This window comes from Sphingobium sp., assembly GCF_035511395.1.
GTDB lineage: Bacteria > Pseudomonadota > Alphaproteobacteria > Sphingomonadales > Sphingomonadaceae > Sphingobium.
In genome coordinates this window covers 1-16880 of sequence record NZ_DATKFP010000333.1, presented here as the reverse complement: position 1 = coordinate 16880, position 16880 = coordinate 1, and the positions used below count along the sequence as shown (strand labels likewise).

Below are 16880 nucleotides of genomic sequence, written 5' to 3'. Positions count from 1 at the left end.
CTTCATCACCGGTTCGAGCAGCTTGATGCCGGCCTTCGCCGCGACTTCGCGCATCGCCGCACGGCCCGCGATTTCGAACGCCAGCGCCGACGAGTCGACGTCGTGGTAGGCGCCGTCCGTGAGCTTGATTTCGAAGTCGATGATCGGGAAGCCGATCATGTGACCGTTTTCGGCCGACTCGCGCATGCCCTTTTCGACCGACGGGATATATTCGCGCGGGATGTTGCCGCCCTTGATCTCGTCGATGAAGGTGATGCCCGAGCCGCGTTCGCCAGGAGCGACGCTGACCTTGACGCGGCCGAACTGGCCCGAGCCGCCCGACTGCTTCTTGTGGGTGTAGTCGACGTCGACCGGCTTCGCGAGCGATTCGCGGTACGCCACCTGCGGCGCGCCGACATTCGCTTCGACCTTGAACTCGCGCTTCATGCGATCGACGAGGATGTCGAGGTGAAGCTCGCCCATGCCCTTGATGATCGTCTGGCCCGATTCATGGTCGGTCGACACGCGGAACGAGGGATCCTCGGCGGCGAGGCGATTGAGCGCGATACCCATCTTTTCCTGGTCGGCCTTGGTCTTCGGTTCCACCGACAGCTCGATGACCGGCTCGGGGAATTCCATCCGCTCGAGGATGATCGGCGCGTTGGCGGCGCAGAGCGTGTCCCCGGTGGTGGTTTCCTTGAGGCCCGCCAGTGCGACGATGTCGCCCGCGAACGCTTCCTCGATGTCCTCACGCGAGTTGGCGTGCATCAGGAGCATACGGCCGATCTTTTCCTTCTTGTCCTTGACCGAGTTCAGATACGTGCCCTTGGTCAGGGTGCCCGAATAGACGCGCAGGAAGGTGAGCGAACCGACGAACGGGTCGTTCATGATCTTGAACGCGAGGCCAGCGAACGGCGCATCGTCGGCGGTCGGACGGCTGTCCGGCGTTTCGCCGTCCATCTTGACGCCCTGGACGTCTTCGATGTCGAGCGGCGAAGGCAGATAGTCGACGACGGCGTCGAGCAGCGGCTGAACGCCCTTGTTCTTGAAAGCCGATCCGCACAGCACAGGCACGAAGGCGTGACCCAGCGTACCCTTGCGGATCAGCGCCTTGAGGGTCGCGACGTCAGGCTCATTGCCTTCCAGATAGGCTTCCATAGCAGCGTCGTCCTGCTCGACGGCAAGCTCGATCAGCTTTTCGCGATATTCGGCGGCCTTGTCGGCGAGGTCGGCCGGGATTTCTTCATAGAAGAATTCGGCGCCTAGGCTCTCATCCTTCCAGATGATGGCGCGGTTCTCGACCAGGTCGACCAGACCCTTGAAATCGGCTTCGGCGCCGATGGGCAGATACAGGACGGCCGGGACGGCGCCCAGACGGTCGATGATCGTCTGCACGCAATAATAGAAGTTGGCGCCGGTGCGGTCGAGCTTGTTGATGAAGCACATCCGCGGAACCTTGTACTTGTCCGCCTGGCGCCACACGGTCTCCGACTGCGGCTCAACGCCGGCAACGCCGTCGAACGCGGCAACCGCGCCGTCCAGCACGCGCAGCGAACGTTCGACTTCGATGGTGAAGTCGACGTGGCCGGGGGTGTCGATGATGTTCAGACGGTGGTCGTTCCAGATGCAGGTCGTCGCAGCCGACGTGATGGTGATACCACGCTCCTGCTCCTGCTCCATCCAGTCCATGGTGGCGGCGCCGTCATGGACTTCGCCGATCTTGTAGGACTTGCCGGTGTAGTAAAGGATACGCTCGGTCGTGGTGGTCTTACCGGCGTCGATGTGCGCCATGATACCGAAATTGCGATAGCGTTCGAGCGGATGGCTGCGGGCCATGATGCTTCTCCGTTGCCGGTCGGCCGGCGGTTGGGGATTCGTTTATTCTGCGCGTGGCCCCTAAACCAATCCGTCCGCCATGGGTAGACCCCCGGCGAACGGACCGATTTGGTAGCCAAATGACAAGGCGGACACATAGGTGCCCGCCCTGCTATTACCAGCGGTAGTGCGAGAAGGCGCGGTTCGCTTCCGCCATGCGGTGCGTATCTTCGCGCTTCTTCACGGCATTGCCGCGGTTGTTGGCGGCATCCAGCAGTTCACCCGACAGGCGCGCGGCCATCGTGGTTTCGCTGCGGTTGCGCGCGGCGGTGATCAGCCAGCGGATCGCCAGAGCCTGCGAACGTTCGGGACGAACTTCGACAGGAACCTGGTAGGTCGCACCGCCGACACGGCGGCTGCGGACTTCGATGCCGGGCTTCACATTGTTCAGCGCGTCATGGAACAGACCGATCGGATCCTTCTTGGCGCGGGTCTCGACAGTGTCGAGGGCACCATAGACGATCGATTCGGCGACGGCCTTCTTGCCGTCCTGCATGATGCTGTTCATGAACTTCGACAGCACGATGTCACCGAACTTGGGATCGGGCAGGATAACGCGCTTTTCGGGGCGACGACGACGTGACATATTCTAGTCTCCCTTACTTCGGACGCTTCGCGCCGTACTTCGAACGGCTCTGCTTACGGTCCTTGACGCCCTGGGTATCCAGAACGCCGCGCAGCACATGATAACGCACACCGGGAAGGTCGCGTACGCGGCCGCCGCGGATCAGGACAACGCTGTGCTCCTGAAGGTTGTGGCCTTCACCCGGAATGTAGGTGATGACTTCGCGCTGGTTGACCAGACGCACCTTCGCCACCTTACGAAGAGCCGAGTTCGGCTTCTTCGGGGTCGTCGTGTAGACGCGGGTGCAAACGCCGCGCTTTTGCGGGTTCGCATCCATTGCAGGGACCTTGGACTTGGTCTTCTGCAGCTCGCGGCCCTTGCGGACCAGCTGGTTGATTGTTGGCATGAAGCCCTTCACCTTCTCAGTTACTTTACCGGATCATTCCCGTGTTCCGTGCCGAACGGGACATATTCATGTCCAAAACGGCAAAGGCCCCGGGGATGAATATCCCCTGGAGCCACAAGAGCACCCGGCAATGTTCAGCTCTAATGTTGCCCAGCCAAATGACGCATGGAGACGAATCTTCGCACGGCAGGCCGCTGGGCGAGCGGCGCTATAGCGATGCGCAGGCCATGGGTCAAGAACACGGCCAGCGACGCGATCCTGGCGCAAGATGCCTCGCGTTATTTCAAAAGGTTAGGCAATTGGTAACCGTAATCTTCCTATCATCCGATCTGCCCGCAACATAGGCGAACCGTGACCCTTTTATCTTCCTTTACCGGCGAGTTTCGCGACCCAGCAAGGGAATCGGCATTCCAGGCCGAAAGACTGCCGGAATATCGGCGCCATGCACGACTGCTGTTCCTGCTTTCCGCGCTCCTCAACGCCCTTTTTCTGATAAGCGACTGGCGCTTTGCCGGCACGCCCCATTTCTGGGTTGCCGTGCCTGCACGCATGTCGGTCGTGCTCTGGTCGCTTTTCTGCCTAGCGCTCAGCCGCCGCATGACGAACTTCGAGGCAGTCGAGCGGCTGTGCTTCGCCTGGCAGTTCGTCACCGCGATCGGCGTCGCCTTTCTGGTCAGTTCGCGCAGCGACATAGCCATCTTCGTGCTGGTCATGCTGCCGCTGGTCTTCTACCTCGTCGTGCCCACCAGTTTCCGGGGCAATGTCGGCGGCGGGCTGGGCTGCGGGATCGTCTTGCTGATCGGCTATCTCGCGCCCGTTCCGGCATCCCGCACCATGCTGGGCATGGCGCTCGCCATGCTGATCCTGCATTGCGGCATGTGGCTGACGATAGCGCGACACAATCGGCTTCAACGGCAGGAATGGACTGCCGGTCGGCTGGCCCGCACCGCGCAGGAAGCGCTTGCGGACAGTCGCGACACACTGGAACGGATGTTCATGGCGGTGCCCCTGCCGCTCCTGGAGACGCGCCGTGACGGCAGCGTGCTGCGAATGAACCGCGCCGCCGCCGATGGTTATGCGATGGGGCGGGATGTCGCCCTCGACAATGTCAATCGAACCTATGTAGACCTGCCATCGCGCGATGAACTGTTCGATCGGCTCCAGCGTGGCGAGGTGATCGACAATTTCGAATGCCGGCTGCGCCGCAGCGACGGCGCGATTCGCAGCGCATTGCTGTCGACCCGACCGATCGTCATCGACAATGAATCCTGCTTCGTGACGAGCGTGGTCGATATTACCGAGCGCAAGGAGGTCGAAGAGCATCTGGAGCATCTGGCCATGTCCGATGCTCTGACCGGCCTCGCCAATCGATCGCATTTCATGGCTGCCTTGACCCAGGCGACGGTGACTATGGAGGGGCGGACGAATCTGTCGGCTGTCCTGCTGATTGATCTCGACGAATTCAAGCGCGTCAACGATACTGCCGGCCACGACGCCGGCGACGCGCTGCTGTGCGCCGTGGCGACGCGGTTGCGCCACGCCCTGCGCCCCGACGATCTGGTCGCGCGCATGGGCGGCGACGAATTCGCGGTGCTGCTGACACACCTGTCCGACGCCGACGCGCTGCAACCAATCCTCGCCCGGATCAGCGAGCATCTCCACGCACCGCTCAACTATGGCAGTCGCCCGATCGAAAGCCGGGTCAGCATCGGGGTCGCGCTTTTCCCCGAGCATGGCGACGACGTCGCCTCTCTGATCAAACATGCCGACATCGCGCTCTACCATGCCAAAAATAGCGGCCGGGGCCGCGCCACGCTGTTCGGCCCCCTCCTGCTCGACAATTGGGAGCGCGAGGCGGCGATGCTGGACCGCGCCCGACACGTCCTGGCGCAGGAGCGCCCCGCCCCCTGGTATCAACCCAAGATCGCGCTCGACACGGGTGCGCTGCAAGGGTTCGAGGCGCTCTTCCGTTGCCCCACTGCCGCTGGCGGCATGATCATGCCCGGCGACATCGCCGCCGCCTTCGAACATCCCGAACTCGGGCCAGCCATAACCGCGCAGATGATCGATGGCATCGTCACCGATTGCCGCCGCTGGTACGACGCCGGCCTGGATTTCGGCCATGTCGCGTTCAATGTGTCGGGCGCGGACCTCAATGACGACCGCTTTGTCGACAGACTCCTGGATCGACTGGCTCAGGCGAACCTGCCGCCTGCCATGATCGAACTGGAAGTCACGGAATCGGTATTCCTCGGCCGCAATGCCGATCGAGTCGAGCGCGTGCTGCAACGGCTGAACGAAGGCGGCATCGCCATCGCTCTCGACGATTTCGGAACGGGCTATGCCTCCCTTTCCCACCTCAAACAGTTTCCGATCGATATCATCAAGATTGATCAACGCTTTGTGCGCGACCTGGAAACCGATCCAGATGACGCCGCGATCGTGCGTACCGTGCTCAACCTGGCCTATAGCCTTGGCATTCGTACGGTGGCCGAAGGCGTGGAAAATCAACGACAACTTGACTATCTGCGCGCAGGCGGGTGCCATTATGGGCAGGGTTTCCATTTCGGCGCCGCCATGCCAGCCGCTACGTTAGAGGATCGGTTGCGATCAGGGACATTGGCGCAGGTGCTTCCCCAAGCCCGATAAAAGTGAAAAATATTGTCAGAAGTGCGGAACCAATTCGCGCTTGCGTCATTTCACCGCGTTCGCCGTCCGACTCGTCACGAGTCCGGGGTAGCGGATTCGCACGATCGTTCAGCCTTTGCTACCGGCTCGACTCGAAAAGAAAGTCGCGGGGTCGCAATTGTCGCATCAGAAGAAGAAGGGGGTGGCCGGCCTCCGGGACCGGCTTGTCGCCCTGTGTCCTGAGCGGGAAATTTTCCTGCGATCCGGCGGTCAGGTCAAATTCATCCGTATTTCGCGTCGTGCCCAGATAGGTGCCGCCTGTCTTGCCGCAGCCACGCTGATCGGCTGGGGTGGCGTCACCGTGTCGATGCTGGCGAACAATGCCTCGATCGCGCAGCAGCGTGCGGCGCTCAGCGCCCGGGGCAAATCGGTCGCCACCGCCGCGAGCAAGGTCGAGGGCTATCGCCAGTCGGTCGAGGAACTCGCGGAGGATCTGAAAGCCCGCCAGGACTTCATGGACGACCTCTACAAGACCCATTTCGGCGCGGAGGACAGCAACAAGGCCGGCGCCGATCTGCTGGGTTCTGAGAAAGGCGACAAGAAGGACGGCGCCTCTGCCAAGATCAGCATGGGGCCAGAGGCCGGGCCACTGGTCAAGCTGGAGGAACGTCAGCGCCGTTTCGCCCTGCTACTGACCCATGCGGTCGAGCGCCGCGCCGGCAAGGCCGCCGCCGCTATCCGCAGCTTCGGCCTCAACCCCGACAAGCTCGCCCGCAGCGCCGCCCGCGCCCAGGGCGGTCCCTTCGTCCCCTGGAAGGGCGACAAGGGCGCGATGACGGGCGAACTGGAAAACCTGGCCGACGCCATGGCGCGGATGGAGTTTCTGGAGCGCAGCCTGCTGACCATCCCATCAGGCCAGCCCACCGCCACGCCGATGCTGTCCAGTTCCTATGGCTATCGCCGCGATCCCTTCAACGGCCATGCCGCCTTCCATGCCGGCCTCGATTTCCCCGGGCGGCGCGGACAAACGATCAACGCCGCGGCGGACGGCAAGGTCAGCTTCATCGGCCAGCGCCAGGGCTATGGCAATGTCGTCGAGATCGAACATGGCAACGGCATCATGACTCGGTATGCGCATCTGTCGGGTTTCGCCGCGCATGTCGGTGAAAAGGTATCGCGCGGGGAGAAGATCGCCCTTATGGGGTCGACGGGCCGTTCCACCGGTCCGCATCTTCATTTCGAGGTCCGGCTGAACGGCCAGGCCGTCAACCCCCGCTCCTTCCTAGAGGCCCGCAAGGATGTTCTCCAGATCCAGCAAGTCGCCACGGCCCGTTTCGCCGATGTCGGCAACCGGGGCTAAGCATACCCCCTTCTCGCTGATTGGCGGGGACGTCACGATCAACGGCAACCTTTCCGCGTCGGTCGACCTGCATGTCGATGGCGCGATCGAAGGGGATATAAGCTGCGCGTCGCTGGTGCAGGGGCCGGACAGCCGCATCACCGGCCACGTCACCGCGCAAAGCGCCCGCCTCGCGGGATTGGTCGACGGATCGATCACGGCGCAGGAACTGGTCGTGGAAAGCAGCGCCCGGATTACCGGCGACATCAGCTATGCCAGCATCTCGATCGAGGCCGGCAGCCGCATCGAGGGCCGCTTCACCCATCGGGACAAGGATGCCCCGACGGCGGACCTCAAGCTGATCGCCAACGACAGCGCGGACTGATCGCGCGATACGGCGCACGCTTCCCTAACGATATTTGTCACTGGTTGCGCCCCATCGCGGGGGCTATCGCCCGCGCCGTCATCCCGATGGGAAAGAGGTGCGCGATGGAACGTCCCGACTTCTGGCCTGATATTCGCCGTTTCCTGCTGGGCTTCGCCGGCGGCGGTGTCGTGATCGGCATCTATACGCTGATCAGCATGCGGCCCCTTCCCTAACGATGATCGGGATCGCCGCGTAAAAGCGTGCGCCGTATCGCTGCGGCGCCGCCCCGATCCTTATTCGTCGATCCGCGCGGCAAAGCCCTTGCGCAGCTTGGCCAGCTTGGGCGGGATTACCGCCACGCAATAGGGATTCTGGTCGCCGACCCGGTCCCAATATTTCTGGTGATAATCCTCGGCCGGATACCAGGGCGCGTCCGGTTCTATCGCGGTGACGATCGGGTCGCTCTGGTCCGCCTGCGCCCGTTCGATTCCGGCACGCGCCTCGCTCTCCTGCTCGGACGAATGGGGAAAGATGGCCGAGCGATACTGGGTACCGATATCATTGCCCTGGCGATTCAGCGTCGTCGGATTATGCGTGGCGAAGAAGATATCGAGCAAGTCTGCATAGCTGATCGCCGTCGGATCATAGCTGATGCGGATCGCCTCGGCATGGCCGGTGGCGCCCGAACAGACCTGCTCATAGGTCGGATTGGGCAGCTTGCCGCCGATATAGCCGCTTTCTACCGCCTTCACGCCCTTGAGATTCTGATACACCGCTTCGGTGCACCAGAAGCATCCCCCGGCAAGCGTCGCGATTTCGTCGGCCATATGTCGATTTCCTTATCTGTGTTGCGCATGCAGATAGGAAGGATCAGGCCGCGGTTCCAGCCTCCTTCGTGGCCGCTTCCGCCTTGGCCCGCTCTTCGACCACCAGTTCCTTGCGCGACAGCTTACCGACCAGCGTTTTGGGCAAATTGAGGCGCACTTCCACCTCGCACACCCGCTCATGCTTGCCGAGTTGCGGGTTGAGCCATTCTTTCAGGCCAAGCCCGTCAATGTCCGCGCCTTCGTTCAGCGTCACGAAGGCCTTGGGCTGTTCGCCGCGATAGCGATCGGGCACGCCGATCACCAGAGCCTCCTTGACCGCTGGGTTATGGTAGAGGACTGATTCCACCTGACTGGGGAAGACCTTGAACCCGCCTACCGCGATCATGTCCTTGAGGCGGTCGACAATCTTCACATAGCCATCCTCGTCGATGATGCCGACATCACCGGTGCGGACATAGTGGCCGACAAACACTTCGGCGTCCGCATCCGGGCGGTTCCAATAGCCCTTCATGATCTGCGGCCCGGCAAAGAGCAACTCGCCCGGCTCGCCTTCCGGAGGCGGCCGGGTCGGGTCTTCCCGATCGACCAACTTCACCTGGGTGCCCGGAACCGGCTGGCCTACGGTCCCGCTCTTGTTCAGCCCTTCATAGGGGTTGGAGCAGACGATCGGGCTGGTTTCGGTCAGGCCATAGCCCTCGATCAGCCGCGCGCCGGTCGCGGCCTCGAACTTCTGCTTCAGTTCCAGCGGCAGCGGCGCACCACCCGAAATGCAGGCCCGCAGCGAGGAGAAATCGATATTGCGGATCGCCGGATGATCGAGCAGCGCCTGATACATGGTCGGCACGCCCGGCAGCGATGTCGCCTTGACCCGCTGCACCGCCGCCAGCACCTGCGCCGCATCGAAGCGCGGCAGCATCACCATCTCGCCGCCGTTCATCACGGTGCGGTTGAGCGTGCAGGTATTGGCGAAGACATGGAAGAAGGGCAGCACCGCGATGATGCGGTCCTCTTCATTGGCATGCGGGTCGATCGCCTGCGCCTGACGCGCATTGGCGGTCAGATTCTGGTGCGTCAGCATCGCGCCCTTGGGCGTTCCGGTGGTGCCACCGGTATATTGCAGCAGCGCGATGTCGTTGACCGGATCGATTTCCGCCACCGCGCAATCGCCCCTGTTCGCCATGAACCGGTCATAGCGGACGACGCGCGGGTCGTCGGGCAGCGCCACGCTCTCGCTCGCCTTGAACCAGCGGAACAGCAGTGATTTGACGGGTGATAGCACCTCCGCGACCGATCCGACGATCAGGGTTTCCAGCGTGCTGTGCTCCAGCACTTCCAGCGCGGTCGGCAGCAGCGCCTTGGCCGACAGGGTGAAGAGGATTTTCGTACCGCTATCCTCGACCTGATGCTCCAGTTCGGCGGCGGTATAGAGGGGGGAGAAGTTGACGACGATCGCGCCGGCCATCAGCGCGCCATAATAGGCCGCAACATAATGGGGGGTATTGGGCAGATAGAGGCCGACCCGGTCGCCCTTCTTCACGCCCATCGCCTGCAGGCCACAGGCTACGCGGCGGATCTGATCATGCATCTCACCATAGCTGAACTTGCGGCCCATGAAATCGATCATATGGGCCTGCGGATGCGCGGTGGCGCTGTCCGTCACCATCTGTCCCATCGACAGCGGGGGGAAGGTCTGATCCCACTTGGTGGGATGACGATAATGATCCGTCAGGATTTTTTCTACGCTCTCCATGGACCGAAGTGTATGGCCATGATCTGCTTTACGCAAGCGTCAACCAAATGAAAAAGGGCCGCGCCGAATGTCGGCGCGGCCCTTCAAAATCCAGCATCATGGCGGCAACAATCCGGGCCGCCGATGACGCTACGGCATTACACCTCGCCCTTGTTGCTGCTGAACGGATCGAGGATCGTGGCGGCGCCGGAAATGAAGTCGGACTCGCTCTTGAGCGCCTCTTCGGCGCGACGCGCGGCGTCCTGGCGCTCGCGGCGCAGTTCCTCGATCAGCGCTTCACGATCGCCGTCCAGACGCGAATCGGTCGGCGCCTCGATGCCCGCCTTCTTCGCCGCCTTGGTCACAAGCGAATCCAGTTCGCGCTGCGAGCAGAGGCCCAGCGTCACCGGATCCTTGGGCACGATGTTGCTGATGTTCCAGTGGGTGCGATCGCGGATCGCAGCAATAGTGGTCCGGGTGGTGCCGATCAGCTTGCCGATCGCGCCGTCCGAAATCTCCGGATGGTTGCGCAGGATCCAGGCGATGCCGTCCGGCTTGTCCTGGCGCTTGCTGACCGGGGTGTAGCGCGGCCCCTTGGTGCGGCGGACCGGCTCCGGCCCCTTCAGCATCTTGAGCTTGTAATCGGGGTTATTCTCGCCCTTGTGGATTTCTTCCATGGTGATCTCATGGGCGCGGACCGGATCACGGCCGGTATATTTGATGCTGGCGGTATCGTCGGCGATCGCCTGCACTTCAAGGATATGAAGCCCGCAGAATTCGGCGATCTGGTCGAAGCTCAGAGCGCTGTTGTCGACCAGCCAGCTGGCAGTCGCGTGGGGCATGAGAGGCTGGGACACGGGGTCATCTCCGGCACGTAAAAACGATAAGGGCCGCCCAATCAGGGCGGCCTCGACGGGGCAGGGATAGTCCATCCCGGCGCGTGCGGCAAGAAAATCCGGCAGGGAAAAAGCGTCAGGCGGCGCTTTCGATGACCTCCGGGTCGATTTCATGCAGGCCGGACAGGAATTCTCGCGCACTGCGTTCCCAGCTGAAGCTGCCGCCATAGGCGGCGCAGGCGGCGCGGTCGCGCGTCAGCGCGGCCTCGATCGCCTTCCCCATATCCTCCGACAGGGCTCCGATATCGGGCGTCACGATGTCGATCGGCCCCGTGACCGGATAGGCCGCGACCGGCGTGCCGCAGGCCAGCGCCTCGATCATGACGAGGCCGAATGTGTCGGTGCGGCTGGGAAAGACGAAGACATCGGCACCGGCATAGGCACCGGCCAGTTCCGCGCCGAACATCGGCCCGGTGAAGCGCGCCTGTGGATAGGTCCGCGCCAGCGCCGCGCGTGCCGGACCGTCGCCGACGACTATCTTGGTGCCTTCATGCTCGGTCGCCAGGAAGGCTTCCAGATTCTTCTCTACCGCGACGCGCCCGACATAGAGCATGATCGGACGCGGCAGATCCGCGAAGAAGGCCGGCGACGGCGCATCCGGGGTGAAGGCGTCCAGATCCACGCCCCGGCCCCACGGCCGCACATTGGCGACGCCATGAGCGCGGAGCTGATCGCGCACGGAGCGGGTCGACACCAACACCGCCTGCGCCGGTCCGTGGAACCAGCGGATATAGCGCCAGAACCAGACGGCGGGCAGGCCGGTGCGCTGCGCCACATAGTCGGGAAAATGGGTATGATAGGCGGTAGTGAATGGTACGCCGCTGCGCAGGCACCATCGCCGTGCCGCGACGCAGAGCGGCCCCTCGGTCGCCAGATGCACGGCATCGGGGCGGAACGCCGCGATTTCCTGCCCGATCACGCTCGACCGGACCAGCGCCAGCCGGATTTCGGGATAGGTCGGACAGGGAATGGAGCCGTAGAGGTCGGGCGAAATCACCTTCACCTCATGCCCCATATGCTCCAGTTCGCGCTGGATCGTCTGGAGCGTGCGGACCACGCCATTCACCTGCGGCGTCCAGGCGTCGGTGACAATGGCGATCCGCATGGCACTTTGCTCCGTCATTGCAGACCCTGATGGACCCTGATCCAACGTCAAGCCGCGATCCGCGCCGGCGCGTTCCGTTCGGCTTGCTCGCGCTTGGCAATCTCGTCGGCCCAGTGCAGCACTTCCATCCGCCCGTCGCCATGCTCGACCAGTGCGGTGCAGCCTTCGACCCAGTCGCCGTCGTTATAATATTCGACGCCCTCGATCTCACGCATCTCGGCATTGTGGATATGGCCGCACACCACACCATCGACGCCGCGCGCGCCGGCTTCATGCGACACCACCTCCTCGAAGCGGGAGATGAAGGAGACGGCGTTCTTGACCTTGTGCTTGGCCATCTTGCTGAGCGACCAATAGGGCAGGCCCATGCGCTGCCGCACCGCGTTGACCACCACATTCAGGCGCATCAGCGTCGTGTAGGCTGCGTCACCGACGAAGGCGAGCCAGCGGTGCGCCAACATGATCGTGTCGAACTCGTCGCCGTGCAGCACCAGCAGCTTGCGGCCGTCGACGGTCGTGTGGATCGCCTTGCGCCGGATTTCGACGCCGCCGAAGCTCATGCCGGTAAACTGACGGAACATCTCGTCATGATTGCCGGGGATGTAGACGACCCGCGTGCCGCGCTTGGCGCGCTTCATCAGGCGCCACACAACGTCATTATGGCTGGCGGGCCAGTAGAAGCGCTTCTTCAGCCGCCAACCATCGATGATGTCGCCCACCAGATAGATGGTGTCGCTGTCCACATTGTCGAGGAAATCGATCAGCATCGTCGCGTTGCAGCCGCGGGTGCCGAGGTGGATGTCCGAAATCCAGATGGTGCGATAGCGGCGACGCTGCCCTTCCCTTTCCGGGATATGGAAGCGGTCGTCCGCGCCTTCTTCCAGTTCGCTCAGGAAGGGCAGGCGCGTAATGGCGTTCATGATACGATCCCCAAAGACGTGTGTCCTCGGGAGCGAATCCCTAACGCCGCAATGTTACAATCTCGCAGGGAATATGACGGAAATGCTACGGTTTTCGGGGTTTTTGGCGGTTAAAGAGCACCGAACGGATGGCGCATCCTGTCCCGGCCTTCTCACACCACCAGCACGATTTTCCCGAAATGCTCACCCGCATCCATCCGCGCATGGGCCTTGGCCGCGTCCGCCAGCTTGAACCTATCGTCCATGGCCGGGCGCAGCTTCCCCTCGGCCACGAAGGACCAGACATTGCGGATCAGTTCATCCGCCACCAGGCTCTTGAACCCGGTCGACCGCGCCCGCAGCGTTGATCCGGTTATCGTCAGCCGTTTCGTCATCACCGCTGGGATGAAGACGGTGGCCTTCGCGCCGCCCAGCACCGCGATCGACACATGCCGCCCATCTTCGGCCAGGCATTCCAGGTTGCGCGGCACATAATCGCCGCCGACCATGTCCAGCACCGCCTGCACCCCCTGCCCGTCGGTGATCCGCTTCACTTCGGCGACATAGTCCTGCGTGCGATAATTGATCGCATGGCGCGCGCCCCATTCCAGCGCCTGGGCGCATTTCTCGTCGCTGCCGCAAGTAACGATGATGGTGATATCGAACAGCCGGCACAACGTGATCGCCATCGTGCCGATGCCGCTGGTCCCGCCATGGACGAGCACCGTGTCGCCGCCCACCACATAGGCGCGCTCGAACAAATTGGTCCAGACCGTGAAGAGGGTCTCCGGCAGCGCCGCCGCTTCAGCCAGGTCATAGCCGTCCGGCACCGGCAGGCACTGGCCCGCAGGCGCAACCGCATATTCGGCATAGCCGCCGCCCGCGAGCAGCGCGCAGACCTGCTGCCCGACCAGCATGTCGGCACGGCTCCCCGCCGCAACGATGGTGCCTGCGACCTCCAGCCCCGGAATGTCGGAAACGCCAGGCGGCGGCGGATACTTCCCCTGCCGCTGGAGGACATCGGGCCGGTTCACGCCCGCAGCCGCGACCTTGATCAGCACCTCGTCCTCGCCGGGCACCGGCACCCGTCGCCGTTCGGCCACCAGCGCCTCCGGTCCGCCCGGTTGAGCGATCCCGATCGCCGTCATTTCCGCTGGTATCGCCGACATATTCGCCATCACCGCCGCCCCCGAAAAGCTGCCGTTTCGTCCTGCCCCGAAAATCCATGGCTAAAATGAGGGGGGAACACGCGCCCTTATTGACAGAGTGGTGCGCAGGGTCAACATTGCGATTCATGGACTTGGAAGACTATCTGCCGCGCAAGGGAGATGATCCGCTGGCCCGCCTGCTGACACAGGATCTGGGTCCGCTGTCCATGGCCGAACTGGAAGCGCGGATCGCCGCCCTCGAAACGGAAATCGCGCGGACCAAATCAAAAATTGAAAGCGCCGTTAACCACAAGGCAAATGCCGAGGCGCTATTCAAGCAGTGAACCGGTGTCCCGCCCCCAGCGCCTTTCAGGGCTTCTTCGGGCTTGGGCAGTCTGGCAATTCCGCTGGTCAGGCGACATGCCTTGATCAAGCGTCGAGCAATGCCGACATAGGGTTCAAGGTCGCTCCCTCCTGGGGGCTTGGAGTAAGATAATATGCCTTCATTCGCACCCGCCCTTGAAACCACCCTGCATAATGCGCTGACCCACGCGTCGGAGCGCAAGCATGAATATGCGACGCTGGAGCATCTGCTCCTCGCGCTGATCGACGATGAACATGCGTCGAAGGTGATGCAGGCATGCGGCGTGGAACTGGGCGAACTGGGCGACGCCGTCACCCATTATCTCGACACCGAACTGGACAGCCTGAAGGTCGAGGGATCGAGCGATCCGTCCCCCACCAGCGGATTCCAGCGCGTGGTCCAGCGCGCCATTCTGCACGTCCAGTCGTCTGGCAAGGATGAAGTGACCGGCGCCAACGTCCTGGTCGCGCTCTTTTCCGAACGCGAAAGCTATGCTGTCTACTTCCTGCAACAGCAGGATATGAGCCGTCTGGATGCCGTCAGCTATATCAGCCACGGCGTCGGCAAGGGCACGCCCACGCCCGAGCGTCAGGAGACCAAGGGCGCCGCCGAGGAGGAAAAGAAGGTGCAGGACGGCAAAGGCAAGAAGGACAGCGCCCTCGACCAGTTCACCGTCAACCTCAATGACAAGGCGGATCGCGGCAAGGTCGACCCGCTGATCGGTCGCACGGCGGAGGTGGAACGCACGATCCAGATCCTGTGCCGCCGCTCGAAGAACAATCCGCTCTATGTCGGCGATCCCGGCGTGGGCAAGACCGCGATCGCGGAAGGCCTGGCACGCAAGATCGTCGAGGGCGAAGTGCCCGACGTGCTCAAGGAAGCGGTCATCTACTCGCTCGACATGGGCGCTTTGCTGGCCGGCACCCGCTATCGCGGCGACTTTGAAGAACGGCTGAAGGCGGTCGTCACCGAACTGGAAAAGATGCCGCACGCCGTGCTTTTCATCGACGAGATCCATACGGTGATTGGCGCGGGCGCGACCAGCGGCGGCGCGATGGACGCGTCGAACCTCTTGAAGCCCGCGCTGTCGGGCGGCACGATCCGCTGCATCGGGTCGACCACCTACAAGGAATTCCGCAACCATTTCGAAAAGGACCGCGCGCTGCTGCGCCGGTTCCAGAAGATCGACGTCAACGAACCGACGATCGAGGACACGATCAAGATCCTCGCAGGTCTGCGCACCGCGTTCGAGGAGCATCATCACGTCAAATATACGCCCGACGCGATCAAGGCGGCGGTGGAACTCAGCGCGCGCTACATCAATGACCGCAAGCTGCCCGACAAGGCGATCGACGTGATCGACGAAGTCGGCGCGATGCAGATGCTGGTGGTGCCGTCCAAGCGCAAGAAGACGATCACGCCCAAGGAGATCGAGCAGGTCATCGCGACCATGGCTCGCATCCCCCCGAAGACCGTCTCGTCCGACGACAAGAGCGTGCTGGAATCGCTGACCACCGACCTGAAGCGCGTCGTCTTCGGCCAGGACAAGGCGATCGAGGTGCTGTCGTCCGCGATCAAGCTGTCGCGCGCGGGCCTGCGCGATCCCGACAAGCCGATCGGCAACTATCTCTTCTCCGGCCCCACCGGCGTCGGCAAGACGGAGGTGGCGCGCCAGCTCGCGACCCTGCTCGGCATCCCGCTCCAGCGGTTCGACATGTCGGAATATATGGAACGCCATTCGGTCAGCCGGCTGATCGGTGCCCCTCCGGGCTATGTCGGCTATGATCAGGGCGGCCTGCTGACCGACGCGGTCGACCAGAATCCGCACAGCGTCCTGCTGCTCGATGAAATCGAAAAGGCGCACCCGGACCTGTTCAACATCCTCTTGCAGGTGATGGACAATGGCCGCCTGACCGATCATCACGGCAAGACCGTCGATTTCCGCAACACCATCCTCATCATGACCACCAATGCCGGTGCGTCGGACATGGCGAAGGAATCGATCGGCTTTGGCGAACTGACCCGTGAGGATGTGCAGGAAGACGCGGTGAAGAAGCTCTTCACCCCCGAATTCCGCAACCGCCTCGATGCGATCGTACCCTTCGGCTATCTGCCGCCGGAAATCGTCGCCCGCGTCATCGACAAGTTCGTGCTCCAGCTGGAACTGCAACTGGCCGACCGCGACGTCCACATCACCCTGGATGAGGATGCCAAGGCGTGGCTCACCAAGAAGGGCTATGACAAACTCTATGGCGCCCGCCCGATGGGCCGCCTGATGCAGGAGAAGATCAAGCAGCCGCTGGCCGAGGAATTGCTGTTCGGCAAGCTGGTCCATGGCGGCGAGGTCCATGTCCGCATGAAGGATGAGGCGCTCGCCTTCGAAATCACCCCTGCCGCGCCCAAGAAGGGCAAGAAGGGTGGCAAGGCGAAGACGACCGAAGGCACCAAGTAAGCGCCTTTACGCGATGACGGAGAAGGCGGCCCGCTTGCGGCCGCCTTTTTTTGTCGCGGAAATATTCGGATTTAGGGAAGAAGCGCTTGGTTGATCAATCAACGAATGCGACCGGCTCCGAGGCCATCATCCTGCTCCACGGCTTTGGCGGCCACCCGGTCCAAACCGCCCTGCTCGCCCATCGCCTGCGGCAGCGTGGCCGCCACGCACTGCGCGGGCCAGACCGATCATATGGTAATGCCCGTGGCGCACACCGCGATGATCTACGCCCCACCGGTGGTCGATCAGATCGCGCACTTCC

At 62.8% G+C, this 16880-nt stretch carries 14 protein-coding genes; 5 read left to right on the top strand and 9 right to left on the bottom strand.

What is annotated here, in order from left to right:
• From fusA to rpsL, 3 genes are all read right to left on the bottom strand, one after another.
• On the bottom strand, positions 1 to 1815 hold a 1815-nt coding region (gene fusA, locus VMR39_RS23085), incomplete at its 3' end, for an elongation factor G (protein ID WP_325419562.1).
• Positions 1816 to 1969: 154 nt separating this feature from the next.
• Positions 1970 to 2440, bottom strand: a complete 471-nt coding sequence (gene rpsG / locus VMR39_RS23080) for a 30S ribosomal protein S7 (protein WP_093020440.1) — start codon at positions 2438 to 2440, stop codon at positions 1970 to 1972.
• A gap of 13 nt (positions 2441 to 2453) precedes the next feature.
• Entirely contained in the window at positions 2454 to 2825 is a 372-nt protein-coding gene (rpsL, locus tag VMR39_RS23075) for a 30S ribosomal protein S12 (RefSeq protein ID WP_004208728.1), read from the bottom strand.
• Positions 2826 to 3176: 351 nt separating this feature from the next.
• On the opposite strand from rpsL, the gene VMR39_RS23070 reads away from it, so the two are divergent.
• The 3 genes from VMR39_RS23070 to VMR39_RS23060 all read left to right on the top strand — a co-directional run bounded on the left by VMR39_RS23070 (position 3177) and on the right by VMR39_RS23060 (position 7177).
• Positions 3177 to 5474, top strand: coding sequence for a putative bifunctional diguanylate cyclase/phosphodiesterase (locus VMR39_RS23070; RefSeq protein WP_325419558.1), 2298 nt, complete (start codon positions 3177 to 3179; stop codon positions 5472 to 5474).
• Between the two features lie 157 nt (positions 5475 to 5631).
• Entirely contained in the window at positions 5632 to 6813 is a 1182-nt protein-coding gene (locus VMR39_RS23065; protein ID WP_325419556.1) for a peptidoglycan DD-metalloendopeptidase family protein, read from the top strand.
• The gene (locus tag VMR39_RS23060) at positions 6794 to 7177 is read left to right on the top strand and encodes a polymer-forming cytoskeletal protein (protein ID WP_325419554.1); all 384 of its coding nucleotides are present in this window, start codon (positions 6794 to 6796) and stop codon (positions 7175 to 7177) included. Before VMR39_RS23065 ends, VMR39_RS23060 begins: the two co-directional genes overlap by 20 nt.
• Before the next feature lie 275 nt (positions 7178 to 7452).
• Here the strand turns inward: VMR39_RS23060 and msrA are convergent, their stop codons facing one another.
• The 6 genes from msrA to VMR39_RS23030 all read right to left on the bottom strand — a co-directional run bounded on the left by msrA (position 7453) and on the right by VMR39_RS23030 (position 13793).
• Positions 7453 to 7986, bottom strand: a complete 534-nt coding sequence (gene msrA, locus VMR39_RS23055) for a peptide-methionine (S)-S-oxide reductase MsrA (protein ID WP_325419551.1) — start codon at positions 7984 to 7986, stop codon at positions 7453 to 7455.
• Positions 7987 to 8029: 43 nt separating this feature from the next.
• A complete protein-coding gene (locus VMR39_RS23050) occupies positions 8030 to 9736 on the bottom strand; it encodes a long-chain fatty acid--CoA ligase (protein WP_325419549.1) in 1707 nt (568 codons plus the stop codon).
• A 137-nt stretch (positions 9737 to 9873) separates the two neighbouring features.
• Entirely contained in the window at positions 9874 to 10557 is a 684-nt protein-coding gene (locus tag VMR39_RS23045) for a DUF1013 domain-containing protein (RefSeq protein ID WP_325419566.1), read from the bottom strand.
• Positions 10558 to 10687: 130 nt separating this feature from the next.
• A complete protein-coding gene (locus VMR39_RS23040) occupies positions 10688 to 11716 on the bottom strand; it encodes a glycosyltransferase family 1 protein (protein ID WP_325419547.1) in 1029 nt (342 codons plus the stop codon).
• A 47-nt stretch (positions 11717 to 11763) separates the two neighbouring features.
• A complete protein-coding gene (locus VMR39_RS23035) occupies positions 11764 to 12636 on the bottom strand; it encodes a UDP-2,3-diacylglucosamine diphosphatase (protein ID WP_325419545.1) in 873 nt (290 codons plus the stop codon).
• Positions 12637 to 12788: 152 nt separating this feature from the next.
• Entirely contained in the window at positions 12789 to 13793 is a 1005-nt protein-coding gene (locus VMR39_RS23030; RefSeq protein ID WP_325419543.1) for an NAD(P)H-quinone oxidoreductase, read from the bottom strand.
• A gap of 116 nt (positions 13794 to 13909) precedes the next feature.
• On the opposite strand from VMR39_RS23030, the gene VMR39_RS23025 reads away from it, so the two are divergent.
• Entirely contained in the window at positions 13910 to 14107 is a 198-nt protein-coding gene (locus VMR39_RS23025) for a DUF1192 domain-containing protein (RefSeq protein ID WP_325419564.1), read from the top strand.
• A 153-nt stretch (positions 14108 to 14260) separates the two neighbouring features.
• On the top strand, positions 14261 to 16579 hold the full coding sequence (gene clpA, locus VMR39_RS23020) for an ATP-dependent Clp protease ATP-binding subunit ClpA (protein ID WP_325419541.1): 2319 nt from the start codon (positions 14261 to 14263) through the stop codon (positions 16577 to 16579).
• Positions 16580 to 16880 lie beyond the last annotated feature (301 nt).

Bases quoted from the DNA above. Each gene is read 5' to 3' on its own strand.
- VMR39_RS23035 (WP_325419545.1), bottom strand. From the start codon at position 12,636: ATGAACGCCATTACGCGCCTGCCCTTCCTGAGCGAACTGGAAGAAGGC.
- VMR39_RS23040 (WP_325419547.1), bottom strand. From the start codon at position 11,716: ATGCGGATCGCCATTGTCACCGACGCCTGGACGCCGCAGGTGAATGGC.
- VMR39_RS23060 (WP_325419554.1), top strand. From the start codon at position 6,794: ATGTCGGCAACCGGGGCTAAGCATACCCCCTTCTCGCTGATTGGCGGG.
- rpsL (WP_004208728.1), bottom strand. From the start codon at position 2,825: ATGCCAACAATCAACCAGCTGGTCCGCAAGGGCCGCGAGCTGCAGAAG.
- VMR39_RS23045 (WP_325419566.1), bottom strand. From the start codon at position 10,557: ATGCCCCACGCGACTGCCAGCTGGCTGGTCGACAACAGCGCTCTGAGC.
- VMR39_RS23030 (WP_325419543.1), bottom strand. From the start codon at position 13,793: ATGGCGAATATGTCGGCGATACCAGCGGAAATGACGGCGATCGGGATC.
- VMR39_RS23025 (WP_325419564.1), top strand. From the start codon at position 13,910: ATGGACTTGGAAGACTATCTGCCGCGCAAGGGAGATGATCCGCTGGCC.
- clpA (WP_325419541.1), top strand. From the start codon at position 14,261: ATGCCTTCATTCGCACCCGCCCTTGAAACCACCCTGCATAATGCGCTG.
- rpsG (WP_093020440.1), bottom strand. From the start codon at position 2,440: ATGTCACGTCGTCGTCGCCCCGAAAAGCGCGTTATCCTGCCCGATCCC.
- msrA (WP_325419551.1), bottom strand. From the start codon at position 7,986: ATGGCCGACGAAATCGCGACGCTTGCCGGGGGATGCTTCTGGTGCACC.
- VMR39_RS23050 (WP_325419549.1), bottom strand. From the start codon at position 9,736: ATGGAGAGCGTAGAAAAAATCCTGACGGATCATTATCGTCATCCCACC.